Raw genomic sequence first — 23451 nt, forward strand, 5'->3', positions numbered from 1 at the left:
CCGGCATCACGCATCGACGAGCTGATGCCCTGGGCTTACGCAAAACCAGCCTGAGCCAGGATCAAGGTGGGGTGGCTGGCCCGCTTACGGTCTGTCGCGTACGCCACGTGGCAACGGCGAGCTGGCATGCTCACGACTTTTTTGCCGCGTTTCCTTCATCACCTCGATTTCGAGACCGCGCTCGGCAAGCAACTTATTCAGTCGCACATTCTCGACTTCAAATTGCTTCAGGCGCTTGGGAATGCCAGTTCGTGCTTAGGCTACCGCCCGCGCACGATCATCCCAAATTCTTTTCGCGACCTCACGGCCGAAGAAACGGTGTGCGGCGTAGGGATCATGCTCAGCGCAGTAGATGTGCAGGTTGCTTGGGTTCGGTGCGCCTCTTGCATCTCCAGGCGCAATAAAGAGCTCGGCATTTTTCACCGTTGCACTGCAGCCGCCTGCATGCTCACATCGCGCTCTGGTCGCCAAGATTCGCACGGTCCAAAACGGATGTGGCAGCTCGTGCCAAACCACAGATCCCAGCGCATACACCGAACGCGGCGGTCGACCGTCCGCATCATAAATAGAAGTTCGGGCACCTTTGCTTTTGTTACACCATCCACATGCCAGCGCTAGATTGTCTTTGCCGCCTCCCCCGCCAGCGACAGGAACGATATGATCGACCTCTATTCTGATGTCTCGGGAAAGGATGCCTCTTGGCTTAAGGACATCTACAAATTTCGGCAGATCGAGCTCAATTCCCTTTCGCTTCTTTAAGAACCGATCGACAGCTTGCCCGCTGAATTTGAAGCCGCAAATCCAGCACCTTGGCTCACTTCCCGCTGCATCGACCAAATCCCGTTTTATTGCGCGCGAAGCTCCCACGCGCTTTAACTGCCGATGTCTCTCGACCTCAAGCATGATGCGCTGAGAGATTTTTTGTGCGAACGCGATGCGTTCGTCCTGAGGTTCGCTTGAATAGAGTGCATCGACACGGGCCAGAACATCGGCAAGTACATCGATTATCGTTTTAGTTTCATCTTCAACGTAACGTAACGGGTTGCAAAGTCCTTCCATAAACCACCGGAACCAGATCGCATAAGCATCGGCTCGCAGCATCGGTTCGTTTCGCGGCAACATCGCGTCGGGCGGCGGTCGAGACGACATGTCAACGAGATCTGTCATTCGCCACAGACTCGACGAATCATGTGGTGTTCCGTCGATATAGTGGCTGAGGCGCGTGAGCAACATGAATGCCTATCCCTCTTTATAGAGGGTTGAGAAGAGACGGACATTCGGCAACATTCGGGGATCGCGCCGGTAGCCATACCACACCTTAGACCACTGCTTTCGTGTTCCCGGCGCGTCCTTTTTGACGCCCGAGAGCCGCCAATCACGCGCAAAATAGTTGCGGTCGAGGTCGAGAAGCCACTCGTCGACCAATCCGGGCACCTGATCTGCTGTATCGATCGTCTTGCGTGTCTCTACGAGAAAAGCAAAGAAATCGGTTGCCAACGTCGTCAGCGTCGGTTTGTTAAAGAGGTTGGACGCGCGAGGTCGCCCCCAGTAGTTATAGGCATTTGGATTGCTAGTATTACCCAGCGCATCGCGGACTGCTGACCAGAACTCTATGAATACGGCGCGCCAAGGACCGTCTGGGTTTTGCCAGAAGTTGAAGGCATCGGTGTCAGTGGTACTACTATCGAACGCGATTTTCGAGCTCTCGAGGAACCGGCGCCGCCACACATCGGCATAATCGATCTTCCGATCGTGGAAATAGCGAGCTCCGCGCAACTCGCGGAACAATGTTACAAGTTGACCCAACACCGTCCACGGCAGGAGATCAGAGCCCTCATCTGCAAGTCCCCGGGTTACGAGGTTAGCAAATGGACTCTGAGGGTTTCTTGCGAAAAAACTGATAGCCCGGGAGCTCTTGAGCGGAATTCCTGCACTCTCAAGTCGGTCAGTAATTGGCGCAAGCTCGCCTTCCGACAAACTCGTCGAAATGATAGTGGCGAGCAGCGCTGGCCGCACCGGCGTTGCTTTTTGATTGACGACTACAAACTGAAAGACGTGCTCACCAGGAGCAGCTTCTAAGAGCAATGAGATCGGCAGTCGACGCGCACGCTCAATCAGTAATTCCTGCTCGACCTGATCTGCAGCAGTACCTGACACTAATTTGCTTGCAGCTTGTGCCAGCAGCTTTGGATCATTGTCGATCGAGTCCCGCGCGGCGCGTAGCGCACCCATCAAGCGGTGCTGGCCATCGACCAAGACGACGGGACGAAGATACGCCTCCAAAGCTTCCCGTCCGAAACCCACGAACTCGTCACCCTGGAATTGATCGCCCAATCGCGTCAACAACACTTCCCGAGCGCGAAGCTCCGCCCAAAACTCGGTGACGTGTGACTCCTCGAATAGAGCCTCCTCGGGAGCAGCGGTAGCATCTACTTCGCCATCGGTCTCACCGTCATAGTCCTCCGGCTCCTCGCCGTTATCGTCGGACGTGGGCGAGATGGGGACGTCGGCACTAGACCTGAGCTTTGCGATCAACTCGTCCGGATCTGCACGCCCAGTGAGTTCGGGAACGCGCTCCTCCAAAGCCTCTCGCGCTTGGCGGAACAGGTCTACCAGCCTCTGGGTCGAACGATCTTGCAACGAAATTTTCAGCGTTCCCGCAACCGCAGAAGCATCGGTTTCTGCGTGGGTCGGCGTAAAAGCAACGTCGACACCTTCCGCCTTGCGGATCGCACAAAGGAGTGGATTGTGAATGACGTTGCGCGGTTCGCTGTAGAACCTTGCAATCTGCTGCACACGGAGTTCGTTCACATCGCGCTGAAAGCCGATGGTTTCCCCGTCTAGCAAGCGCGACTTTTGGGGTATCCCTACCCATTGGTCGATCTCAACCGCCGAAGCCGAGAGCAAGACCAGAGGCGGAGCGTCGCCACCTTGACGCGCCAATAACGCTGGATATTCGAATATCTTGACCGGCATCATAATACTTTCGCTGCTCTTTTTTCACCCTAGGCTGCATCGAAAGCGGCTTCAACTATAGCTCGCTCGGCTCCCCAGCTTTGCATAGCGGCGCAAGAAGGTTTCCTGCTTGTGTGGCTTGTCAACCATCCGCTCGACGAGTGCTGCTAGAATCCGACCCAAAGGCCTGAAGCTTCATTGACGCAAGCGGTCTCACCACCAAGCTCGTACGCCTGCACGATCCTTCGCCTCAGCCATTGGTAATTTCACACTGCAGGGAGACAAATAGGTGGATAGAGCTAAAAACTATCGAGGAAAATCAGCCGCATATTTGAGTGCTGGCGGAGAGGGAGGGGTTCGAACTGCTACGTGCTGAACGCGACGAATGCCGCTAAATCCGCAGGCGCAGCCCACTTTAACTATCGTCTTCAGCGCTCAGCAGCTTTTCCTTTCGGACTGCGCACCGAACGGGTGGAGCGTTTTTACCGGCATTGCAAGGTGCCCGAAGCGGATATCTTGTAAAGGCGCCGGGCTGGTGCTTAGCAATGCTGTAACGGCGGCCTTCCCGCAAAGCGAAATGACCTGTCGCAGGGATGATGAGAGGCGCCGGCATATGACGCTCTGTAGCGACGGTGCCTTATCTCAGCCAATGGAAAAGCCGTAAATTGACACATGACGTCTTCGCCTGCTGTGGTGCCATTGCTTTGACCAAGAATCCAAACCGCACCGCTTCCGAAGCGTTCTCTAATTCCGGGTCTGGGGTCAAGCTCTGATCGTTGTCCTTGCCGAGGCCACGGTTCTCTCCGCGGTAGAGGCTAAACTCTCCGCATGATGGCGTGGGTGACGTTGGCGGATCAATGTGTGAAGCGCGTTTTGCTCCTATGAGCATCGCAAAGCTTGGGGCGATCTCGCCACCGCCATCGTCCCGGCAGGGACATCGTGACCCGCTATCGGCGGGAACTCATCTTGGCTCAAGCCGCCTTTGGCGCTGCCTCCTGCGATGACCAGTTGAAGTCGGTGCCGTCGACCCACATCCGATGCAGGATGACGGACAGCTTGCGGGCCACGGCGACCTTGGCCTTGCGCAGACTGCTGCGCTTGGCAAGCCGCATGCCCCAGGCCTTGCGCCGACCATTTGGCGACCCGGGTGAGCAGCACGCTGGCGGCCTCATAGAGGTAGCTGCGCAGCATGGCGTCGCCGCATTTCGAGATCCGGCCGGTCCAATCGATTTCGCCGGAGGCATAGCGCCTCGTCGTCAGGCCGAGATAGGCGCCGACATTGCGCGATCGCCCAAAACGGGCGGGATCATCGATGGTAGCGAGGAAGCATAGCGCTGTGATCGGGCAGACGCCGGGTGCAGTCATCAGGCGACGCGCCGGAGCGCTGGCTTTCGCCAGCCGCCTGACTTTGCCATCCAGCTCCACAATCTGGCGTCCGACCGCTTCTCGCGCCTGGAGCAGTGGCTCGACGGCGGCGGCGAGCTCGGGGCAGCCCTCGAGCAAGTCATCAGCACGCAGCGTGAAGGTATTCTGCTTGGCCCGCCCGATGACGAGGCCAAAGTTCTTCAGTAGACCACGGATCTGGTTCTCCATGTCCCGCTTGATCTTGACCAGCAGCGCCCGGCTGGCCAGCAGTGCCTTGATGGCGTGGCTGTCCAGTCTTTTGACGCGCACCTCCTTATACCAGCCGGCCTGCATGATCCGTGCAATGCCGATGGCATCGTTGCGGTCATTCCATGCCGTTCAAGGCCGGATCTCAGAGACGCTGTTCGCATCGAAAACCACCGAGGTTGCCTGGCGGTCCAAGCCCAGCTTCTATGCGATATCGCGAAACGACCGCACGACTGCGCCTGAACTACAGCGTTTCGTCGCCGAGCGCATGAAGGCGACTACGATCGAGCTAGACTCCAGCCATGTTTCGCTCATCTCCCATCCGCGCGAGATCGCGAACCTCATCCTTCAGGCGGCGGCCTATACGATAAGCCAATAGGCCACTGTGGCGGCGGCAATCTTCGCACTCGACGAGGCAATGCCGCCGATTCTGCCGGCACAGGACGAGGCGCAGAAACCCAGCTATGCCTCTCGATGCTAATCTCGCCGAGGTGACGCAACCGATGGAGAGGAACGATCGCCCCCTTGCGGAGAGTGCTCCTCGAACGTGACTATGCTCGCCAACGCGCGCAGCGAGACGGCCGCTACGAGGCGACCTTTCCGCCTCCGCCCCGGAACTGATAGCCGTCCAAAGTCGGCTGCCAGCAATGGCCTGAGACTGTGAGAGCTAACACGGCTATCAGAGCGAGATTGCCGAGTGCCTTCGCAGGGAGACGATCTGGGCTGTCAGGCCGATGATCAGAGCAAGCAGCAGACCTGCCTGCGAGCCGAGGAGGATGGGCGAATTCAGGTTGGTCACCAGCGGGTGGCCGTTCGGAACGCGGCGCAAAGTCTCCGTCAGGGTCGGCGGCATCAGCAGGAACGCGGTGAGGCTCAGCAGATCGTCTCGATATAGACGCCGGCGCGGCCGATCCCCCGAAGCCGTCCGACCTGTAGCCAGCAACCAGCAACGCAAGCGTGATCGCAGCAATGGCGTAACTGACCGGCTGATGCTCCGTCAGCCTCCATCATTCCGACGCGACGAAATAGGACGGCCCTGTCAGACGGCGGGCACGGACATCCTCATGCGCCTGCGCTGCGGCTCGAAGCGGATAGCGTGTGGCCTGAATACGAGAAAACGCTCCCGCGCGAACAGCGTCGAACAATTCGCCCACTGCCTGTCCTATGAGTTCGCCGCGGACGTTGCGTACGGTGCTTCCACCCGCGACGCTGATCCTTCTGGTCGCGATGAGCGCCTCGTCGAGTTCGGCGGTTCCAGAGGCGGCTCCGATGGTCAGCAACCGACCGCCGTCACGTAGGGCCCCCACCGATCGGGCGATCGTCGCCTTTCCCACGAACTCGTAGACAGCATCGACTCCATCCGGCGCTAGGGCTTTCAGTTTGACGTCGAACGTCTCGTCGCCTGTCAGAATCGCGTGATCGGTGACAGCAGCCAGGGTCTCCAGCTTCTCCGGGGAACCTGTGGTACCGATGACCCTCGCGCCCAGAGCTTTCGCCCAGAGCGACACGATGGTCCCAGTCGCGCCGGTCGCCCCTTGAACGAGAATGGTCTGCCCGGCCTCGAGTTGGTGAAGCAGCCGTAGCCCCATCCAGGCAGTCAGGCCCTTGCCGAGGAACGTCACAGCCTGGTCTTCTGAGATATCGTCGGGCAAGCGCACCAATGGCGCGACAGGCACGATACGCCGCGTCGCATAGCTGCCGGGGGCGTAAAAATATGCCACCCGGTCCCCGATCTCGAACTCGGTGCCTGCGCCGACAGCTTCGACTGTGCCACTGCCTTCGATACCCAGCACGGCTGGCAAATCGAGCGGGAAAGTGCCGTCCCGGAACATCGTGTCGACGAAGTTCAATCCGATCGCCCGCTGCCGCAGGCGCACCTCGCCAAGCCCCGGCTCGCCGACGTCGACGCTCTCCCACGTTAGAACGCTTGGCTCACCATGCTCGTAGAGGCGGATTGCATGAGCCATCAGTCGATGATCCTCAGCATCATCTTGCCGTCATTGTTGCCATCGAACAGACGCAACATTGCCGGCAGGACATTCTCAATGCCTTGCTCGATATGCTCATCGACGCGCAACTTGCCGTCTCTGACCCAGCCCATCAGTTCGGGCACTGCCTCGCCGATGCGGTGGAAATAGTGGGTCAGGATGACCCCCTCCATGCGCGCGCCCTGGACGATCAGCTCCCAGAGATTGCGCGCGCCGCGCGGCTCGGAATTATATTCCGAGATAAGGCCGCACAGCACGATCCGCGCTTTGGGATTGATGGCTCGTAGGCCGGCGTCGAGGATGTCGCCGCCGACATTCTCGAACTGAATGTCGACGCCATTCGGCGCGGCCTGCCGGATCTCAGCCAGCAGTTCGTCGCCATCCTTGCCGCGGTAGTCAATCGCCGCATCGAAGCCATAGTCGTCCAGTAGGCGCCGAACCTTGGCCGGACCACCCGCAACGCCGATGGTCCGGCAACCCCTCATCTTCGCGATCTGCCCCACCAGCGAGCCGACCGACCCGGCCGCGCCAGTCACGAGAACGGTCTCGCCAGCTTTCGGCTGGCCGATCGCCAGGAGCCCGAAATAGGCCGCGAGCCCCGTAGGACCGATGACCGACAGATAGTTGGTGATGGAGGGAACGGCCTCGGGATCGACCAGATTGTTGTAGCCGCCTTCGACGCCGACGCTGAAATCCTCGACCGCGTTCACGCCGGCTGCCCAAGCGCCGACTGGGAAGGCATCGCTGCGGGACTCGACGATCTGCCCGACGGTGCTTGCACGGACCGGCCCGCCAAGCGCGATCGGCGGCAGGTAGGACGGCCGGTCGTCCATCCAACCGCGCTGCGCGGGGTCGATGGAAACATAGTGATTGCGCAGCAGGAATTGGCCTGGTTCGAGCGTCGGCGTCCGCTCCTTCGTCAGCAGGAAATCTTCATGGACGGGAACGCCGCTCGGACGTCGAACGAGAGTAAATCTGCGGTTGACCGGCACGTAAACTCCATCGCCTAGTTTTCTTAGCGGCGAAGATGAGTAGCGGCCTCCTGGGTCAGAAGTGCCTCTTCCGGAATACGAACTATTCCACGGAAGAATACGCGACCATATAACTCCGCCGCGCATCACTTCCGACCGATGAACTTGGGTCGCGCGGGCGGAAACAAACATTCCACCATGCAATAGATACAATTCCTCGGCACGGTCTGACGATCTCGATCCGTTTCCCCTACTTGCTCGGCAACGCTCTTCAAGAGCATACGCGCGTCGCATGGCCCGAGCCGTAGCGAGCGCAGCTCAAGGTCTACACTCGCGAAGGGAATGCCATGCCGCGTATCGTCCAGTTCTCCGAAATTGGCGGCCCAGAGGTTCTCCAATTCGTCGAGATGGACACGCCGGTTCCAAATGACGAGGAGGTCCTGATACGGGTCAAGGCCCTCGGCCTCAACCGCGCGGAGGCTATGTACCGGCGGAACAACTATATCTTCGAGACGGTTCTGCCTGCTCACCTCGGCACTGAAGCTGCCGGGATCGTCGAGGCGGTCGGTAAGAGCGTCACGCATGTGAAGGTCGGAGATCGCGCCAACACGGTGCCGGCTTTCCGCATGGGCGACTATGCCATCTATAGCGAAGCTGTCGCGATGCCCGGTTACGCTGTGGTCAAGCAGCCTGACGGGCTCTCCTTCGAAGAAGCCGCCTCGCTCTGGGTGATGTTCCTAACCCCATATAGCGCGCTGATCGAGGACGCCAATATCCAGCCTGGCGAACCTGTGTTGATTTCGGCCGCATCGAGCAGCACCGGCATCGCCGCCATCCAGATCGCCAATCGCGCCGGTGCAATCCCAATCGCCCTGACGCGCACAAGTGCCAAACAACAAAGACTATTCAACGCCGGCGCCAAGCATGTCATTCCCTTCGCCGAAGTCGACTTGGTGGCGGAGGTCGCGAGGATTACCGATAGCAAGGGCGTGCGCGTGGCGTTCGATCCGGTGGGCGGCGAATTGCTCCCCAAGTTGATGCAAGTGATGCCGTGGCAGGGCATCCTTTACATCTACGGCGCGCTTGCAGGCGACACGGCGACTGTTCCAGTCCTGACACAGATCGGCCAGATGGTGACGATCAAGGGCTGGATGCCGGCCGATATTCTCTATAACCGCGATCGCCTGCAGGTCGCAGTCGATTACATCACCGCAGGCCTCGGCGAAGGCACGCTGTCTCCCGTCATCGATCGCATCTTCCCCTTCGACGAAATGGTGGAGGCCCATCGGTATCTCGAATCTGCGCAGCAATTTGGGAAAATCGTGGTGAAGGTCGACTGATACAAACCTCACCAGCGCGGCTAACTCAGCCGCAAATGGCGATTCTGGGCGAACGCTCTGACAAGGAAATCCACGAAGACCCGCACTTTGCTCGACTGCAACCGACCACTCGGACTGACCGCGTAGATTGGATGTCGGTCCGGTGCGTATTCCGGCAGCACCCTTACGACCGCGCCCGACTCCAGCTCCTCCGAAAAGAGCCAGGCCGGGCCTTGAGCAAGACCGAGACCCGAGAGAACGCCGACACGAACATGCTCTGCGTCGCTGGTCCTGATCGGCCCTACCGGATCGACCGTTACCGTTCTGTCTGCCTCCCTGAACTGCCAGGGCCGCGCTGCTCCCCCCGATACGAAGGTGACGCATTCATGATCGGCGAGGTCAGCGGGCGTGGCGGGCGTGCCTTTGCGCTCAAGATAGCCTGGAGTTGCGAGAAGCGCCGTCTCGCCGCTGCCGATCTTCCTCGCTACCAGGCTAGAATCCGACAACGAACCGATCCTGATCGCAACGTCGATGCGGTTCTCGATGAGATTGATATAGTGGTCGGATATATCCGTCTCGACCGTGATGTCGGGATACTCCTCAAAGAACTGCGGCAGCTTCGGGAGGATATACATGCGGCCGAAGCCTGCGGACATCGCCACCCTTATGCGCCCGGAGGGCGCCGACTGACCGCGCCCTACCCGCGCCTCGATTTGCTCGACCTCATCGAGCAGACGAACGGTGGCCTCGTAAAAGGCTTCCCCGGCCTCGGTCAGGCTCAACCCGCGCGACGTCCTGCGGAGCAGTTGTGCCCCGAGCCGCGCCTCCAAGGCCGCAATATGCTTGCTGACAGTGGGCTGCACGACCCCCTCGATCTTGGCGGCCTTTGAGAAGCTCGCCGTGTCCACCACGCGGACGAAGAGACGCATCACATCGAGACGATCCATCCAACACTCCTTAGTCCCACCGACGGATGCGCATGATCGGACCAGTTTAAGATCCGGCGCGGAATGCCGCGCCGCAGTTCACCTAATCGATCCTCCCGCCGGCCAAGCTTTCATCGCGATATCAACCATGCGCCGAAGGTCATCGTGCGAGGCGCCACCCTGAGCCGCGATCGACATGCCTGATCTCGCAGGAGAGCGTCGAATCGCTCCTTACCCATGAACGCGCAAGGATGTGGCTCAAAGCCCTCGAAGGCGATCTCGAATCCCGGCCATTTTCGCTCAATCACCTTAGGAGGACCCTGCACCGAACACTTGGCGAGTCATGGCAGCTAGAACGCGGTCGTCGGGTGTTCGCGCAATTGTCTTCAACAGGAAGTGAGGGCGTGAGCGCCAGAAGGCGTTCCAGCGCCTCATCGCCGCCCTTCCGCGCGGCCGCCAAGGCATCGATTTCCTCGAATGGCCGCAGCTTCATGATGTCGGCGCCAATCCTTCTATGGCCTGCAGAGCCCAGAAGTGAGACGTGCCGTCGCCTCGGAAGGCAAGGTCGTAGAATACGTGCTATTCTAAGATGGAATAGAGACAGTCCCAATGATCTCCATTCATGCTCGACAAGCAAAAATGAACTACAGGGTCTTACGCCCTCAAGCGCTGCATCAAGGCAGTCCCATCGGCGATCCCCCAGTGCTCGACGATAGCCCCGCCTCGGATGCGCATGATGTCCATCGCGTCAAAATTTATGACGCGGCCGGTTGGCGCCACTCCCATAAACGCAGCGCGATGCACCCCGAAGTACGTTTTATATGTCGTCACCAAGTCCGCCTCGGCAATCATATGATGGATTTCGGCCCGCCAGCCCCCAAAGCCGGCGCGGAACATCTGATAAATCCTCCGCGTACCTTCTCTATTAGGCTCGAAATCCCCAAAGGGGGTTCGATCTATATAGTTGTCAGCAAACAGGCGATCAAAGAGCGCAAAGTCTCCATCGCGCTGCACACCCTCATGTAGACTGAGAATAACGGCCTTATTCGCCTCCAAGGCCGATCCATCACCGGGATCTGCGGTGACCGGAGATTCGCTCGCGGCTACTCCAACAGTGCCTGCTGTCAAGCCGAGGATCAGCTTGCGGCGATCCAAAAGAGCAAGGTCGCTCCTTCCCACAGGACGAAGATGACTGATTGGCATCGCTATGGCTCCCTCGATTTCCTCGGCGCTCCGGCCAGATGATTTAGGGCTTCAAAACAATAGAGCCGATGACTCGCCGCTCCGCGATGTCCACGTGAGCGCGAGCAGCCTCGCGAAGCGGATATTGGGTGATGGGAATCCGCCCGAAGATATCGCCCTGGAGCGCAGCGAACAGTTCGTCGCTGGCCTCTTCCAGAAGAGCCCGGCTATTCACCACTTGCCCGGTGACTGGCTTCAAATACCGAATGGATCGGCTGACCAGCGCTGCCTCATCCACCGTGGGCGGACCAGAGGCATTGCCAAGATGAACCAGGTCACCGCCATCGCGAATAGACGCTATGGATTTTTCGAAAGTCACGGCGCCCACCAGTTCGTAAACGACATCGACGCCCTGTCCGCCGTTCAACGCCTTCACTTGGGCAGCCAAATCAGCATCGTTCGCACTGAGCACGTGCTCTATGCCACGCTCGCGAACGATCGCAGCTTTCTGTGGACTCCCGACTGACGCGATCACGTTCGCGCCTAGCGCCTGGGCCCACGTAGCGACGAGAGACCCAACGCCACCTGCAGCGGCGTGAACCAGTACGGTATCACTTGGTTTGACTACATGCGCACGCTTCACCAGTGCCCAAGCGGACATCCCCTTAGCGAAGATCGCGGCGGCCTGCTCCGTCGAGATGCCTTCCGGCAGCTTCACCAGCGCGTCGGCCTCGACAATGCGCTCGTCCGCATATGAGCCGAGGGAGAACCAATAACCAACGCGGTCGCCGACCGTCAGGTTAGGAACACCTGGGCCGACCGCCTCAATCACGCCGGCAGCCTCGACACCAATTGCGAAGGGAAGTGAAACCGGAATGGCGCCACTGCGAAAAAGCGTGTCGACGAAATTGACGCCTATGGCGTCCTGTTTGAGCCGAACCTGCCCAGCGCCCGGCTCGCCAACATCAGCTTCCTCGTATTGTAGGACCGCTGGCCCGCCTGTGCTGTGAATGCGAATACGATGTGCCATGCTTCAATCCCGTCTCATCGTTTTGGAACGTCACGAAGGCGCGCTCCCGCGTCTCAAGCAGCGCCCCGGCCGGATAGCCGCCCATCGACGCTGAAGGCGCCTGCTCCGAAAGCGAAGACCTGCAACAACCCGCCCGCCATGGCGATGTTCTTGAGGAAGTGGATCATCTGGTTCTGGTCGGCGAAGTCCCGGTGGAAGAACACCGCAGTCGCAACTGCGAAGATCGCCATGAGCACAGCGACAACACGTGTCCGGTAGCCGATTACGAGCAGGATACCACCGCCGACTTCCACTACGATCGCCAGCAGATAGGCCAGCAGGGGGGCGGGCAGCCCAACGGAGCCGATATAGCCCTGGGTCATCGCAGGAGCCGCGATCTTGCCGAGACCACTGATGATGAAAATCGCCGCGATCAGCAGGCGGCCGAATGCAGACACATAAGAGGACTGATAAGTCATAGACATTTCCTTCAGGGAAGCCAGAGTTGCTCGAAACGCGCGTTCGATCTGACTAATGGTGTCAGCCGAACAGTTTCTTTGCGGTCTGAGCGATGAGTTCGCCCTGCTGGCGTGCTCCCGCCAGTTCGTTCTTGGAGGGTTGGCGTGACCCGTCGCCGCCTGCGACTGTCGTCGCCCCATAGGGAGCGCCACCTGTCACTTCGTCGATCTTCATCTGCCCTTGGAAACTGTAGGGCAGACCTACGATGACCATCCCGAAATGCAGGAGGTTCGTGATAATCGAGAACAGCGTGGTTTCCTGACCGCCGTGCTGAGTGGCGGACGATGTGAAAGCTCCGCCGACCTTGCCGTGAAGCGCTCCCTTCATCCACAGCCCACCAGCCTGATCGAGGAAACTGGCAAGCTGCGAAGAGATGCGGCCGAACCGCGTCCCAGCGCCTACGATGATCGCGTCATAGTGGACCAGCTCATCGATCGTCGCGACCGGAGCTGCCTGGTCCAGCTTGAAGTGGCTGGCACGTGCGACATCTTCCGGAACCGTCTCCGGGACACGCTTCACGTCGACCGTCGCGCCGGCCGACCTGGCGCCCTCGGCCACGGCGTAAGCCATCGCTTCGACATGGCCATAGGTGGAATAGTAGAGAACGAGAACCTTCGGCATCGAAACGCTCCTATTGCTGACGTGCGGTGTGGTTTTCTCGGGCTCCGGCGGGGCCACTGACGACGAGCCGAAGAGCCGGTTTATGAAACTGCGAACGCTCATCTGGAGGCCACCTCGGTCGGCAAAGCGATGAATTCGGTCTCCCCGGGAACCCCCGGGAAGTGCCGCTCACGCCAGTCAGACATCGCCTGCTCGATCCGCTCCATCGAGCTGGAGACGAAGTTCCAATGGATGAACCGCTTCTCCGGCAGCGGCTCGCCACCGATGAGCATCAGCCGCACCGCGCTACCGGCCTTTAGGACGATCTCGGAACCCGGCTTGAAGACGATCAACTCGCCAGCGCTGAATTCGCCTTCCTGGCCGACGACCCGCACAGAGCCCACCACGAGATAGATCGCGCGCTCTGCATGTTCGGCCGCGATCTGAAACCGCGCACCCCGCGCCAGCGCAACATCGGCGTAGATCGTGTCCGAAAAGGTCGACACGGGATAGCGACGCCCGAATCCTGACCCAGCGATCAACGTCGCGGTGATACCTTCACCTTCAATGCGTGGAAGCGCGCTCGCCGCATGATGAGCAAAGCTGGGCTCTGCTTCCTCTTGGGCTTTGGGCAGCGCAAGCCAGACTTGCTGGCCGAAGATGGTGCTGCCTTGCACGCGAGCGCTCTCAGGCGTGCGTTCCGAATGCACTATTCCCGGGCCCGCGGTCATCAGATTGGCCTCGCTAGGGCCAATGGCCTGCACGTGCCCCGCGCTATCGCGGTGTAGGAGGTCTCCCTCGATCAGATACGTCAGGGTAGCTAAGCCGATATGCGCATGCGGCCGCGTATCAACGCCGTCGCCCTCACCGAAAACGGCCGGCCCGAAGGCGTCGAAGAATATGAACGGCCCAACCATCTGCCGCTTTGCTGACGGAAGAGCGCGCCGAACTTCAAATCCCGCGCCCAAATTGTGAACACCCGGCGGCATGACGACATCGACTTTGGATATATTGTTCAAAACCAGCGTCAATACTGAGACCTCCACGAAGATCCCCAGCGTCTGTTGAAGCGGCCAGCACGGATCTTTGTCCTTGATCACGATAACTAGGCATTCACTCTGATATAAAATACCCGTAAAACGTTGGACATAACGTTCAAGGAATCTGAAATGCAGGGACCGGGCCTTCCCAGCCTCGATCAGTTGCAAGTGTTTCTGACAGTCGTGGAGACGGGGAGTTTTGCGGCCGCAGGACGCAAGCTCGGACGGGCGACGTCGGCGGTGAGCTACGCGATTGCCAATCTCGAGCAGCAGCTCGGTGTCCAACTTTTCGACCGGGACCGCACACGCAAACCGACTCTGACCGCAATTGGCTCATCCGTATTGTCGGAGGCTCGCACCGTCACCGTTGGCGTCGACAGCCTACGCGCAAAAATCAGCGGCCTGACGAGCGGGCTCGAATCCGAGGTTTCAATCGTTGTTGACGTGATGCTTCCCACCGCGCGGCTCGTTGACGCGATGCTGGCCTTTCAAAGAGAATTTCCCACTGTCGCACTGCGCCTGCACGTCGAAGCTCTAGGCGCCGTCACGCAACTAATCCTGTCCGGCGCGGCCGCGATTGGTATCAGCGGGCCGGAGCACAAAGGGATGGCCGGCCTCGAGCAGATGCGTGTCGGCAGCGTAGAATTGATCCCTGTCGCCGCTCCGAGCCATCCTCTCGCCCAGGCTGCCACCATCCAGCCGGGAGCCGCCCGCGATCACGTTCAGCTTGTCCTGACGGACCGCTCCCTCCTGACGGAAGGAAAGGATTTCGGGGTCGTGGCAGTTCGGTCCTGGCGGCTCGCCGATCTCGGGTCGAAGCATGCGCTTTTGCTAGCGGGCCTCGGTTGGGGCAGCATGCCCGAACCGATGGTTAGATCCGACTTAGAAGCGGGGCGCCTCAAGAAGCTCGACTTACCAGAGTGGAGCGTAAGCCAGTACGCGATGCAGGCGATCTATCGAACCGAATCACCGCCGGGCCCCGCCGCTGCGTGGCTCATCGACCGATTCATCGAGCAAGCAGAATTGCGTCTGAAGGCACCGCGTCCTTCGCTTGGAACCTGACCGTTGTCGGGCCACCTTACGTCCAACGGCCCAATATCGCCCGTAGCCTGATCAGCAGGTCCCTCAGGCATCGCGGCAACGCCGACGTCGCGCGCCAGAATCCTCTCACCGAGAACGGGCTTGGCGGTTAGCCTGCGAACGCTGCAGCGCGCCGTTGCGCCCTACCGGCAAGCACTCAAGGCCGAGGCATTGGCGACGACACGGTTCGAGACGCCGTCAGGCCGGCAATTGCAGATCGACATCGGCGGCGCCAAGCTCAAGTCTTCTTGTTCGTGGCCACGCTCGGGCATCCGGGGCGCCCGCACGTTCGGGCGTTCCGGCACGAGCAGCAGGCGAGTGGGTTCTCGGGGCTGGAGAGCGCGTTTACGACCTTCGGCGGCGTGCCGGAGGAGGTGCTGGTGGACAACCCGCGCGCGCTCGTGGTGCTTCACGACGCGGTAAGCCGCACGGTCCTGTTCAACGACAAGCTGCTCGCGTCCGCTAGGCATTGGGGCTTCACCCCCGGGTTTGTGGGCCGTATCGGGCGCACGAAGGGCAAGACCGAGAACGGCGTCAGTTACGTGAAGAAGAGCACCATCGCCGGGCACGTGCGGTCGAGATTGGCGTTTGCCACGTCGAGACGCTTCAGGATCGGCGCAAGGCGTTGCCTGCCGGCGGGCCGCTCTGCCTCCAGGTGGATGGCGGCATGCAGTTGCTGGAGGTCGTGCATCGTTGCCGAGAACCTTCGTAGATGCCTCAAGGCCAGATCACGGAACGGATTGATAGCTAGCGAATGAGAGCAGCGCCCTAAAGACTGGTTCCACCTCCAGTCGCGACGGCGTGGCTACCTAACCGGCTGACCGACAGAAATTCGGTCGCAGATAGGCAATGTCAAAGCCGGCGCGCTGGATGTTGCCATATGAGTGGCCGGGCTCGCCGGGATGGGGCACGCCGGTCTCGGTGGTCAGTATGCGAGCCCCTTGTACTGCGGCGTGAGAGACGCGCGCCGCTAGGAGAGCGGATTGCGCGCCCCGCTGGCGATAGGCTGAGAGCGCTGCCCCAACGCCGAGCCAACCGGATGCGCCGTGCACGAAAAGCGCGGCCGTCGCTACCGGCGCCTCTCCATCGAATGCCATGAAGCAGGTCCAGCGGGGCCGGTCGACGAGCGCCGACAGCCACTCAGCCGCGGCAGACGGCAAACCAAAGACGGTTGCCGCAATCTCCCCGAACGCGGCTGCATGCTCGCGGCCGATCATGCGCACCTCCAGGCTGCTCTGCGCTGTGATGATGCCGGGCCGCCGGATGAACTTCGCCCAGACGCGGTGGTGTGGTACAAGACCACGTGCATTGCACAGCGCTTCCAGAGCCTTCTCCCCTTCCGGAACCTGAACGCCGCCATTGGGCGTGTCTGCAGCATCGAACGCTGCAATTGCCTCATCGAGCACTTGCGGCTGTGCGGGCGACACAACGCCGAGGCAAGCAAGCCGGTTGAACACAAGCGAGTCGATCCGGCGCGATATCAATAGTGCAGCATCGCCCTTTAGCCGGTACGCTACGCTGAGTTCAACTGCGGCATCGGTAGGGGCGGCGGCATAGAGATCGAGCCAAGCGTCGCGTTCGACGATCTCGATATCGCGGAAGTCGGCTGTTGAAATAGTCATGGATGGTCCTCTCAAATATTACATTGCTGGATGCTCGGCCGGCCTTGGCGCTTCGGCCTTGCTGGCGGTGTCCAGAAATCTCGAAGATGAGGTACTCGCCGTGACTGAAGGTCAGCACTTTCAGGCGGTCCGGAGCGAAGCCGTTTTGGTCATTTTTGTTGGACGAAGTCTAATGGCCGAGCAGGCGGCGTCGAGAGTATCGCCGCCAACATTCTCGAACTGAATATCGATGCCGTTCGGCGCGGCTTTGCGGATCTCGGTCACCAACTCTTCAAGACCCTTGCTTTGGTAATCGATCGCAGCGTCAAAGCCGTAATCTTGGAGCAGCCGGCGAATCTTCGCCGGACCATCCGCCTCGCCGAATGTCCGACGGCCCCTTCATCTTCGCGATTTGCCCAACCAGCGAGCCGACCGACCCGGCCGCCGCTGTGACCAGAACGGTTTCGCCAGCCTTGGGCTGACCGATCGCCAGCAAGCCGAAATAAGCGGCGAGCCCCGTGTGGCCAACCACCGACAGATAGTTGGTGATCGAAGGTACCGCCTTGGGATCAACCCGATTGTTGTAACCGCCTTCGACGCCGACGCTGAAGTCCTCAATCCCATTCACGCCGGCCACCCACGCGCCGACCGGGAAGTCATCACTTCGCGATTCAACGATTTGCCCAACTGTGCTGGCGCGTTGATCGCGATCGGAGGCAGGTAAGATGGCCGTCATCCATCCAGCCGTGTTGGGCGGGATCAATAGAGACATAGTGATTGCGCAGCAGGAAGTGGCGCGGGGCGAGGGCCGGCTCCGGCTCCTTCGTCAGCCGGAAACCGGAACACCGCTCTGGCGTCGCACAAGCATGAATCTTCGGTTAACTGACACGGAAACTCCTTTGCTGCGAGTTTACTGGGACGAAAATGCGCGATGGCTCCTCGAGCCAGAAGTGCGCATCCTGGAATACAAATCATTCCATCACGGAATGCGTGATCAGGACTCAATTTATAGTGACGAGAAAATGTCGACCCAACTAGCACTTGTTAAGATTTATAGCGAATTGTTGACTACCGTATAGAGATAAACCATTGCGCTGAGCTGGTGCTTGTCTTGTCGATTCGCATAGTGATGCGTTTGAACTCCTTAAGCTTGCAGAAGAGGTTCTCGATCAGATGCCACCTCTTATAAATCTCGCCGTCAATGGCTCGCCGGGCCAAACGTTGGGGGCCCCTGAGAGATAACGATCGCGGTGCCACGATGATCGTTAACGAAGCAGCCGGCCGGCAGTCTCCAGCGCGATCCAGCCGCCAGAATCAATTCGACCATTTAGGCAGCATCGGTAACTGAGCGCAGATAACAGCGGGCAGCTTCAACGCTCATATGGGAATCTGGTCTCTGTCTAGGCCGCGCGGCTGCAGGGCACAGAATTGCCGACTGGCGACTATGCTATCGGCAAAATACGACATGCGGGTTCCGCTGTCGCCCGCCCGAGGGTGCCAGTGCTGCGCGTCCTTTTGCGCTGCCTCGTCTCCCCTTCATTGCCATCATCTCCACATATGGTCACGGCACAGTGCGGTATGTCTTAAAGAGCGCCCTCGATATCGGTTCGCGCGAAATCCTCCCCGACATATAGCAATCGGCAATCATGCTCCTTCGCTACCTCATAGGCGAAGCAGTCACCGAAATTCAGCGCAGCCGGGTGAATGCCCTTCCCCCATGTTTCATAAGCCTTGGCGATACGCCGCGCCGAGGCGGGTGTCAGGCTGACTATCTCTAAGCCGAGCCCATCGATCAGTTGATCGACCTCCTCACCGACATTGCGCCGCCCCGCGACGATCAGCGCTTCGGCAACCGTACCGGCTGAGATCAGCAGGCGATCTTCAGCTTCGAGCAGGGCAGCGCAGGCATCCGCCTCCGGTTCATTCAGCACGATCGCCATCAGCGCGGATGTATCGACCGCGATCATCTGGGAAGACCATCGTCACCATACAGAAAATCCTGGCTGCGCGCGGCGTTTGGACCGGCAGTGGCCTTGGCGGTGGCAGAAGCGCGAACCCTGTCGAGCAAGACCCTGCGGGATTTGGTGTCGACCACCGGCTTCACTGGCACCAGTCGCACGGCAGGTTGGCCGTGACGTGTCAGGATGACTTCGTCTCCCGCCTCGGCGCGCCGCACCAGTTCGGTAAGCTGCCCTTTCGCTTCGGTCACGGATATCTGCATGACAGAGCCTTAAGCCAAACATTCGATCATCCGATACTCTAGACTATTATATGGTCCATTTCAACTTGTGACCGGCATGAGAGAGGGGTGTGTCAGCGACTTCCCCAGTCTGAACTGATGCACCGACTGATGGGTGAACAAACCTAATAGCTTCTAGATTTGCTCAAGCTGATATCCGCGTGAGTGCCGGGTGGCTGCATAAGCCGTTGCATGCCCCCGCAACCAATAACGAGACGAAATTCGATTTTATTCCGGCGATCCCTGATGTTGGCCCAAGCTAGGCTGGGTCATCCACGCACAGCCTGGTCCGCTGGACGTTGCCCGCGCGCTGACGGAAAAGGCGGGCATCGCGTTCGAGCTTTGCACGCGCGTTGAAAGCGACTTCGGAACGTCCCCCCTCGATTATCTGACCCGGTGGCGCATGCTGCTGGCGGGGACTCGCTCGCTAACGGAGGCAACCAGCCGGTGTCGCCAATCGCTTTGTCGCTGGGTACGAATTAGAGTGCCTTCAGCACCGCCGCCAAACGCGCGGCATCCGTGGGCAACAACCGCGCTCACTCGCGCCGCTACCGGCGATCACCCGAAACGGTCGCATAGGACGAGCGGCCTCATCGCCGACTTACGCGCAATCCGCCGTAAATCAGCCAGGTGAACGCCTCGACGGCTTCGGCCTTGCCGCCATCGCCGCGAACCAGCGCGGCCGCGAGCGCTTCGCCCGCGCCGACCAGCCCGACGCAGACCCGCTGGAGTTCGGCGGGCGGCATGGTGCTGTGCGGCTTTAAAACGGACGCAAACATCTGGACACAGTGCTCGAGGAGTTCCGCGAGGACTGCGGCCTTTTCCTCGCTGCCGGCCAGCGCGGCGCCAATGGCGTGCACCTCTCCCTTGGTATCGGCCGCGCAGTGGATGTAAGCCTCCGCAAGACATTCGACCGTTTCTTTCAAGCTCCGTTGGCCCGAAGCCATTGCGTCACGGAATGCGTCGATTTGCTCCGTGTCCAGCCATCTATAGAGGTCGATGAGCAGAATGGAGCGCGTGGCGAAGTGATCGTAGACGACCGGTTTGGAGACCCCGGCGCGCGCGGCTAGATAGCCCAGCGTCAGGCGGTCCGCGCCCTCCTCCCTGACGATCAGGCGCGCCGTATGCATGAGTTGCAGGCGCCGCGCGGCCTTGGGAAGCCTCGGCGAACGTCTCCTCTTGGTCTCTCTATCCACATGCCGCTCCGGCTCGAACATTTCCATTTGCGGGAACCTACAACTCGTAGCTTCGTTGCACTGGCTACGAAAAGTAGGTTCCTAATTCGAGGCCAGGAGGCTTCTCATGTCACCGCAATCCGTTCAAAAGTTCTCGATAGCCGACGCAGCCTTCGAGCGCTCTCCAGGGCAGGAGGGCGATGTGTTCGCGGCGAATTTGCTCGATGAGCGGCACGGCGGGCCAATCAGCGTCGGCTATGGACGCTATGGCCCCGACCAGAGCATTCGCGAAAGCCTTGCCGTCGTAGATGTCATGGTTGTCCTCGAGGGACGGGTCTCGGTCTCAACCGACGCCGGCACCGTGACCGGCGGTCCCGGCGAGATCGTCTACATGCCCAAGGGCGCAGCGGTCACCATTCGCTCGCACGAGGAAGGCGCTATCACCGCCTATGTCACCTTTCCGCATTGGCGGGAGGCGCTGGCAACGTGACGTATTGATCGGCCGGAGCTTGCTCGGGCGCTGCGGCCGGCCACGCTGCTGAGGGTGAATCTATCGTGCCAGGCACGACCCCGAAGCGCGTCCATGTCGCGCAGGAATTCATTGTCGAGCTGACCCGCGAGACCTTGAGCGAGCAGGCCGCACGCGATGCGCTGACGGCTTGTACAACCGGCATTATCTAAGCGACAGCTTGAAACGCGAGGGCTGTTCTTGCCTGGCGGCGATTTCCGTGCCAAAGCGGCGCGTGGGTAAGAACGGCTCATGCGGCCGATGGGGGAAAATATGAAGAGATTTAAGGCATTGGCCGCGGGGGCGCTGGCCGTCATTGCGCTGGCGACCGGCGGCGGGGCGGCGGCGGCGACGAAGCCGAAAGCGGTGCCGGCTTCGGGCAAGAAGATGATCTGCGTCCTTTCGGACGTGGCACACGAATTCTATCTGCAGAAGATCGGCCTGACAGTGTTCGGCAATGAGTTCAGCACCGTCGCCGTTCCGCAATGGCAGTTGGATCAGGCCATTTTCAACAAAGCCAAGGCGATCCTCTCGGCGAAATTCGACGTCAAGCACGTCCCGACGAAGATCGAAACCTACGCGCCGCTGCGGACCGAGGGCGGCTTCTTCCGTGACCGCGAGGGCGAGCGCAAGGCGCTGATCCAGAAGCTGACCGCCTCTTCAGGCTGCGACTACATCTTGCTGGTTGCCGGCAATGCCAGCCAGGTCGGCTCGACCAACCAATATGTCGGCGGGCTCGGCGTGCTCGAGATGGGCAATGAGCTGATGGGCTATTCGCGTCAGGTGCACGCGCTCACCTTCCTCTATGTCTATGACGGCAGGAGCATGGAAACGCTGCAATACCAACGCGGCGGTACCGATGAAGACACGCTGTTCAAGGCGATCCACGGCCCGTCGCAGGAAATCGATGTCAAACTGCATCCGACGCTGCAGGCGGTCGCCGACGATCCGAAGACGCGCGACCTGATTCGGAAGCAGGTCGAGCGAAGCCTGGAACTGACGGTGCCAGGGCTGTTCGATATCAAGGCGCTGGACCAAGCGGCGAACATCAACGTGCAGACAGCGAAAGACCGGGCCGCGAAGAAGGACCATTGGGCGCCGTTCTAAATCAACCGTTCGCCCCGCAGAGCCGATATCGGGGCGGCGACCGGGCCTGTCGTCACCAGGCGAGGCCCGTCGCCCGCCTTGGGGCGCCGCTGATGGCCGGGGGCCGGCCCGCGAAAGCGTCGGTCGGCGGTCAATCCGCGATACCAGTATTATTACGGATCAAAAAGCAATTGTTAGATGCGGCCACCTCGGAGACCATGCCTGTTCTATGCTTGAGCGGGGCGAGGGCTCAAGGCGCCTGCGATGTGAACAGCTCTGCCGAGTAAGTAGGCGCCTTCATCCAAACGAGTGAAGCGAACTTCGCTGGAATTTGGTTTGCTAGACTGGCCGCAAAGTGCATCAAGAGTTGATATTGGCGTAGGTCCTCCTTGCATCCGCAGCGATGATGAAATTTTATTCGCCAGCCGTCTTGGATGAGCGGAATGCGGAACAGCATTGAGTTTCGAAGTCGTCGGCACAGTTTTATCAGTATAAATTATTTTTGGTATTGGAGATTTTTGTTATGTCAATCTCTGAAGCCGCCGGGTTTGTTACAATCGAAACCGGCGCCAGGTTTGTCCCGGAAACCATTTCTGAGCGCACGCTCGAAGCCGCTTCCGCCCCCGTGCCTGTCGATTCGAAGCGCGGCTACGGCACGGTGAATTACAAGATCGGCGAGCGCTCCGAACGGGAATATCTGAAGAAAGCCATCACGGCTTTCACCGATACGCTCCCCGAAAAATTCGGTAATTCCGAGGGCACTTACACGATAACCCTCGTCGTCAAGGACGGGACCGGCAAGGACCTTGCCAAGGAGCCGATCCTCACCTTCCAGTGGAAGAACCAGCGCGTATTCTTTTTCATCGACAAGCTGGTCGAGCAGTTGCAGTCGACACAGTGGTCCGGAACGCTGGTGGATCAGTTGCTGACCACGGATGCGACGAGGCGCTACAAGATCGGCGTGGAGGTGTTCCTTTCCAACAGCCGGTCGATGGATTTCGACTCGCTCAAGAAGACCTCGAAGCTTTTCAGCGAGGGCGCGCTCGCCAGCTTTCTGCCGCTGCCGGCATCGGCGGTCGGCATCATCAGTGCGGTCTCCGATATCGTCGATCTGTTCTACACGGGCTCGCGCAAGCAGACCTTGGTCGAGTTCGACGAGTTCGAAGTCATGACCTCTCCGCAGACCTATACGGTCCCGGTGAAGTTCCGCGATGCCCAAGATCGCCCGTGGACACTTCCGATCAAGATCAATCTCCAGGCAAACCAGTCAAAGTTCATGTCCGGGCCGTTCGATGCGCGGAATCTTGTCGTGACCATCGTCGGAGAGAAGAATTTCACGGTCGTGACGGCGAAGGGAGCACCCGTCAAGGCGTCGCTCATCGAGCTGCTGCGGTCCTCCGACGACTTCCCAGAGGCGCGTGCCTTGCTCGACAGCGTCGCGGCCAACAGGAAATTTGAAGGAAATACCCAGACCGCCAGCGGCGCTCTCTATGCCGCGCTTGGAAATTTCCAATCGATTTATGACGCCCGGGCGCTTTACTGGGCCTTCCTCAAGCAAAATGAATCGCTGCTCGATTTGAATGCTTGCCTGGCCGGGGGACGGAGGGAAGAGCTCCAGCAGGTCGGCCTCAGTTTTTAGTCG

The 23451-nt window shown here is 59.9% G+C and carries 27 protein-coding genes and 1 pseudogene; 8 read left to right on the forward strand and 20 right to left on the reverse strand.

Annotated features, from left to right (window positions below; all coding sequences use genetic code 11):
* Window positions 1-95: 95 nt before the first annotated feature.
* The 4 genes and pseudogenes from BLEFHOIH_RS27415 to BLEFHOIH_RS21490 all read right to left on the reverse strand — a co-directional run.
* Window positions 96-243 (reverse strand): annotated as a pseudogene (locus BLEFHOIH_RS27415) (IS3 family transposase); the annotation flags it as partial.
* A gap of 12 nt (window positions 244-255) precedes the next feature.
* Window positions 256-1233 carry an HNH endonuclease signature motif containing protein gene (locus BLEFHOIH_RS21480; RefSeq protein WP_088348097.1) on the reverse strand — a complete coding sequence of 326 codons (978 nt, stop codon included), beginning with the start codon at window positions 1231-1233 and terminating at the stop codon, window positions 256-258.
* Between the two features lie 6 nt (window positions 1234-1239).
* The gene (locus tag BLEFHOIH_RS21485; protein ID WP_088348098.1) at window positions 1240-2979 is read right to left on the reverse strand and encodes a hypothetical protein; all 1740 of its coding nucleotides are present in this window, start codon (window positions 2977-2979) and stop codon (window positions 1240-1242) included.
* Window positions 2980-3834: 855 nt separating this feature from the next.
* On the reverse strand, window positions 3835-4653 hold the full coding sequence (locus tag BLEFHOIH_RS21490) for a transposase (protein WP_095407244.1): 819 nt from the start codon (window positions 4651-4653) through the stop codon (window positions 3835-3837).
* Window positions 4654-4663: 10 nt separating this feature from the next.
* Between BLEFHOIH_RS21490 and BLEFHOIH_RS21495 the strand changes: the two genes are divergently transcribed.
* Complete coding sequence (locus BLEFHOIH_RS21495; RefSeq protein WP_348626064.1) at window positions 4664-4945, forward strand: alpha/beta hydrolase; 282 nt, start codon at window positions 4664-4666, stop codon at window positions 4943-4945.
* A 300-nt stretch (window positions 4946-5245) separates the two neighbouring features.
* On the opposite strand, the gene BLEFHOIH_RS27650 is transcribed toward BLEFHOIH_RS21495, so the two are convergent.
* The 3 genes from BLEFHOIH_RS27650 to BLEFHOIH_RS21505 all read right to left on the reverse strand — a co-directional run bounded on the left by BLEFHOIH_RS27650 (window position 5246) and on the right by BLEFHOIH_RS21505 (window position 7546).
* Window positions 5246-5419, reverse strand: a complete 174-nt coding sequence (locus tag BLEFHOIH_RS27650; RefSeq protein WP_170937314.1) for a hypothetical protein — start codon at window positions 5417-5419, stop codon at window positions 5246-5248.
* A gap of 154 nt (window positions 5420-5573) precedes the next feature.
* Window positions 5574-6533 (reverse strand): zinc-binding dehydrogenase, encoded by a 960-nt coding sequence (locus BLEFHOIH_RS21500; protein ID WP_088348099.1) that lies wholly within the window; start codon window positions 6531-6533, stop codon window positions 5574-5576.
* The gene (locus tag BLEFHOIH_RS21505; RefSeq protein ID WP_088348100.1) at window positions 6533-7546 is read right to left on the reverse strand and encodes an NADP-dependent oxidoreductase; all 1014 of its coding nucleotides are present in this window, start codon (window positions 7544-7546) and stop codon (window positions 6533-6535) included. The genes BLEFHOIH_RS21500 and BLEFHOIH_RS21505 overlap by 1 nt, the downstream gene beginning before the upstream one ends.
* 326 nt (window positions 7547-7872) lie before the next feature.
* On the opposite strand from BLEFHOIH_RS21505, the gene BLEFHOIH_RS21510 reads away from it, so the two are divergent.
* Entirely contained in the window at window positions 7873-8865 is a 993-nt protein-coding gene (locus tag BLEFHOIH_RS21510) for a zinc-dependent alcohol dehydrogenase family protein (protein ID WP_088348101.1), read from the forward strand.
* A gap of 20 nt (window positions 8866-8885) precedes the next feature.
* On the opposite strand, the gene BLEFHOIH_RS21515 is transcribed toward BLEFHOIH_RS21510, so the two are convergent.
* The 6 genes from BLEFHOIH_RS21515 to BLEFHOIH_RS21540 form a co-directional block, all read right to left on the reverse strand.
* The gene (locus BLEFHOIH_RS21515; protein ID WP_088348102.1) at window positions 8886-9791 is read right to left on the reverse strand and encodes a LysR family transcriptional regulator; all 906 of its coding nucleotides are present in this window, start codon (window positions 9789-9791) and stop codon (window positions 8886-8888) included.
* Between the two features lie 633 nt (window positions 9792-10424).
* Window positions 10425-10973, reverse strand: a complete 549-nt coding sequence (locus BLEFHOIH_RS21520; protein WP_088348103.1) for an ester cyclase — start codon at window positions 10971-10973, stop codon at window positions 10425-10427.
* A 43-nt stretch (window positions 10974-11016) separates the two neighbouring features.
* Complete coding sequence (locus BLEFHOIH_RS21525) at window positions 11017-11982, reverse strand: quinone oxidoreductase (protein WP_088348104.1); 966 nt, start codon at window positions 11980-11982, stop codon at window positions 11017-11019.
* 53 nt (window positions 11983-12035) lie between these two features.
* On the reverse strand, window positions 12036-12446 hold the full coding sequence (locus tag BLEFHOIH_RS21530) for a DoxX family protein (RefSeq protein ID WP_210191723.1): 411 nt from the start codon (window positions 12444-12446) through the stop codon (window positions 12036-12038).
* 55 nt (window positions 12447-12501) lie between these two features.
* Window positions 12502-13101 (reverse strand): NAD(P)H:quinone oxidoreductase, encoded by a 600-nt coding sequence (gene wrbA / locus BLEFHOIH_RS21535; RefSeq protein ID WP_088348148.1) that lies wholly within the window; start codon window positions 13099-13101, stop codon window positions 12502-12504.
* Between the two features lie 98 nt (window positions 13102-13199).
* On the reverse strand, window positions 13200-14099 hold the full coding sequence (locus BLEFHOIH_RS21540) for a pirin family protein (protein ID WP_245297139.1): 900 nt from the start codon (window positions 14097-14099) through the stop codon (window positions 13200-13202).
* Window positions 14100-14249: 150 nt separating this feature from the next.
* Here BLEFHOIH_RS21540 and BLEFHOIH_RS21545 point away from each other — a divergent pair, with 150 nt between their 5' ends.
* Window positions 14250-15182: a LysR family transcriptional regulator gene (locus tag BLEFHOIH_RS21545; RefSeq protein WP_088348150.1), complete on the forward strand. Its 933-nt coding sequence runs from the start codon at window positions 14250-14252 to the stop codon at window positions 15180-15182.
* A gap of 556 nt (window positions 15183-15738) precedes the next feature.
* Here BLEFHOIH_RS21545 and BLEFHOIH_RS26905 read toward each other — a convergent pair.
* The 4 genes from BLEFHOIH_RS26905 to BLEFHOIH_RS21560 form a co-directional block, all read right to left on the reverse strand.
* Window positions 15739-15891, reverse strand: coding sequence for a hypothetical protein (locus BLEFHOIH_RS26905; protein ID WP_170937315.1), 153 nt, complete (start codon window positions 15889-15891; stop codon window positions 15739-15741).
* Window positions 15892-16009: 118 nt separating this feature from the next.
* Window positions 16010-16822 carry a hypothetical protein gene (locus tag BLEFHOIH_RS21555; protein WP_088348106.1) on the reverse strand — a complete coding sequence of 271 codons (813 nt, stop codon included), beginning with the start codon at window positions 16820-16822 and terminating at the stop codon, window positions 16010-16012.
* 120 nt (window positions 16823-16942) lie between these two features.
* Window positions 16943-17089 (reverse strand): hypothetical protein, encoded by a 147-nt coding sequence (locus BLEFHOIH_RS26910; protein ID WP_170937316.1) that lies wholly within the window; start codon window positions 17087-17089, stop codon window positions 16943-16945.
* 37 nt (window positions 17090-17126) lie between these two features.
* Window positions 17127-17537 (reverse strand): hypothetical protein, encoded by a 411-nt coding sequence (locus tag BLEFHOIH_RS21560; RefSeq protein ID WP_088348107.1) that lies wholly within the window; start codon window positions 17535-17537, stop codon window positions 17127-17129.
* Here BLEFHOIH_RS21560 and BLEFHOIH_RS21565 point away from each other — a divergent pair.
* Entirely contained in the window at window positions 17527-17880 is a 354-nt protein-coding gene (locus BLEFHOIH_RS21565) for a hypothetical protein (protein WP_088348108.1), read from the forward strand. The two genes, BLEFHOIH_RS21560 and BLEFHOIH_RS21565, sit on opposite strands and share 11 nt — an antisense overlap.
* A 504-nt stretch (window positions 17881-18384) precedes the next feature.
* Here BLEFHOIH_RS21565 and BLEFHOIH_RS21570 read toward each other — a convergent pair.
* The 3 genes from BLEFHOIH_RS21570 to BLEFHOIH_RS21580 form a co-directional block, all read right to left on the reverse strand.
* Window positions 18385-18768, reverse strand: coding sequence for a type II toxin-antitoxin system VapC family toxin (locus tag BLEFHOIH_RS21570; protein WP_088348109.1), 384 nt, complete (start codon window positions 18766-18768; stop codon window positions 18385-18387).
* Window positions 18765-19022, reverse strand: a complete 258-nt coding sequence (locus BLEFHOIH_RS21575; RefSeq protein ID WP_088348110.1) for a type II toxin-antitoxin system prevent-host-death family antitoxin — start codon at window positions 19020-19022, stop codon at window positions 18765-18767. Before BLEFHOIH_RS21575 ends, BLEFHOIH_RS21570 begins: the two co-directional genes overlap by 4 nt.
* A 608-nt stretch (window positions 19023-19630) precedes the next feature.
* Window positions 19631-20263 (reverse strand): TetR/AcrR family transcriptional regulator, encoded by a 633-nt coding sequence (locus tag BLEFHOIH_RS21580; RefSeq protein WP_088348111.1) that lies wholly within the window; start codon window positions 20261-20263, stop codon window positions 19631-19633.
* A 79-nt stretch (window positions 20264-20342) separates the two neighbouring features.
* Between BLEFHOIH_RS21580 and BLEFHOIH_RS21585 the strand changes: the two genes are divergently transcribed.
* The 4 genes from BLEFHOIH_RS21585 to BLEFHOIH_RS21595 all read left to right on the forward strand — a co-directional run bounded on the left by BLEFHOIH_RS21585 (window position 20343) and on the right by BLEFHOIH_RS21595 (window position 23448).
* Window positions 20343-20705, forward strand: coding sequence for an ethanolamine utilization protein (locus tag BLEFHOIH_RS21585; protein WP_088348112.1), 363 nt, complete (start codon window positions 20343-20345; stop codon window positions 20703-20705).
* A 65-nt stretch (window positions 20706-20770) separates the two neighbouring features.
* Complete coding sequence (locus BLEFHOIH_RS27575) at window positions 20771-20896, forward strand: hypothetical protein (protein WP_280950393.1); 126 nt, start codon at window positions 20771-20773, stop codon at window positions 20894-20896.
* 100 nt (window positions 20897-20996) lie between these two features.
* Window positions 20997-21830: a hypothetical protein gene (locus BLEFHOIH_RS21590; protein ID WP_125461846.1), complete on the forward strand. Its 834-nt coding sequence runs from the start codon at window positions 20997-20999 to the stop codon at window positions 21828-21830.
* Between the two features lie 502 nt (window positions 21831-22332).
* Window positions 22333-23448 (forward strand): hypothetical protein, encoded by a 1116-nt coding sequence (locus BLEFHOIH_RS21595; protein ID WP_088348114.1) that lies wholly within the window; start codon window positions 22333-22335, stop codon window positions 23446-23448.
* Window positions 23449-23451 lie beyond the last annotated feature (3 nt).

Source organism: Rhodomicrobium sp. R_RK_3, assembly GCF_002198715.1.
In the GTDB taxonomy this organism is placed as follows: domain Bacteria; phylum Pseudomonadota; class Alphaproteobacteria; order Rhizobiales; family Rhodomicrobiaceae; genus R-RK-3.

Coding starts and splice junctions, on each gene's coding strand:
- BLEFHOIH_RS21480 (WP_088348097.1), bottom strand. CDS start 1,233: ATGTTGCTCACGCGCCTCAGCCACTATATCGACGGAACACCACATGAT.
- BLEFHOIH_RS21485 (WP_088348098.1), bottom strand. CDS start 2,979: ATGATGCCGGTCAAGATATTCGAATATCCAGCGTTATTGGCGCGTCAA.
- BLEFHOIH_RS21490 (WP_095407244.1), bottom strand. CDS start 4,653: ATGCAGGCCGGCTGGTATAAGGAGGTGCGCGTCAAAAGACTGGACAGC.
- BLEFHOIH_RS21495 (WP_348626064.1), top strand. CDS start 4,664: ATGCCGATGGCATCGTTGCGGTCATTCCATGCCGTTCAAGGCCGGATC.
- BLEFHOIH_RS27650 (WP_170937314.1), bottom strand. CDS start 5,419: ATGCCGCCGACCCTGACGGAGACTTTGCGCCGCGTTCCGAACGGCCAC.
- BLEFHOIH_RS21500 (WP_088348099.1), bottom strand. CDS start 6,533: ATGGCTCATGCAATCCGCCTCTACGAGCATGGTGAGCCAAGCGTTCTA.
- BLEFHOIH_RS21510 (WP_088348101.1), top strand. CDS start 7,873: ATGCCGCGTATCGTCCAGTTCTCCGAAATTGGCGGCCCAGAGGTTCTC.
- BLEFHOIH_RS21515 (WP_088348102.1), bottom strand. CDS start 9,791: ATGGATCGTCTCGATGTGATGCGTCTCTTCGTCCGCGTGGTGGACACG.
- BLEFHOIH_RS21520 (WP_088348103.1), bottom strand. CDS start 10,973: ATGCCAATCAGTCATCTTCGTCCTGTGGGAAGGAGCGACCTTGCTCTT.
- BLEFHOIH_RS21525 (WP_088348104.1), bottom strand. CDS start 11,982: ATGGCACATCGTATTCGCATTCACAGCACAGGCGGGCCAGCGGTCCTA.
- BLEFHOIH_RS21530 (WP_210191723.1), bottom strand. CDS start 12,446: ATGTCTATGACTTATCAGTCCTCTTATGTGTCTGCATTCGGCCGCCTG.
- wrbA (WP_088348148.1), bottom strand. CDS start 13,101: ATGCCGAAGGTTCTCGTTCTCTACTATTCCACCTATGGCCATGTCGAA.
- BLEFHOIH_RS21545 (WP_088348150.1), top strand. CDS start 14,250: ATGCAGGGACCGGGCCTTCCCAGCCTCGATCAGTTGCAAGTGTTTCTG.
- BLEFHOIH_RS26905 (WP_170937315.1), bottom strand. CDS start 15,891: ATGCACGACCTCCAGCAACTGCATGCCGCCATCCACCTGGAGGCAGAG.
- BLEFHOIH_RS21555 (WP_088348106.1), bottom strand. CDS start 16,822: ATGACTATTTCAACAGCCGACTTCCGCGATATCGAGATCGTCGAACGC.
- BLEFHOIH_RS21565 (WP_088348108.1), top strand. CDS start 17,527: ATGGCCGTCATCCATCCAGCCGTGTTGGGCGGGATCAATAGAGACATA.
- BLEFHOIH_RS21560 (WP_088348107.1), bottom strand. CDS start 17,537: ATGACGGCCATCTTACCTGCCTCCGATCGCGATCAACGCGCCAGCACA.
- BLEFHOIH_RS21570 (WP_088348109.1), bottom strand. CDS start 18,768: ATGATCGCGGTCGATACATCCGCGCTGATGGCGATCGTGCTGAATGAA.
- BLEFHOIH_RS21575 (WP_088348110.1), bottom strand. CDS start 19,022: ATGCAGATATCCGTGACCGAAGCGAAAGGGCAGCTTACCGAACTGGTG.
- BLEFHOIH_RS21580 (WP_088348111.1), bottom strand. CDS start 20,263: ATGGAAATGTTCGAGCCGGAGCGGCATGTGGATAGAGAGACCAAGAGG.
- BLEFHOIH_RS21585 (WP_088348112.1), top strand. CDS start 20,343: ATGTCACCGCAATCCGTTCAAAAGTTCTCGATAGCCGACGCAGCCTTC.
- BLEFHOIH_RS21590 (WP_125461846.1), top strand. CDS start 20,997: ATGAAGAGATTTAAGGCATTGGCCGCGGGGGCGCTGGCCGTCATTGCG.
- BLEFHOIH_RS21595 (WP_088348114.1), top strand. CDS start 22,333: ATGTCAATCTCTGAAGCCGCCGGGTTTGTTACAATCGAAACCGGCGCC.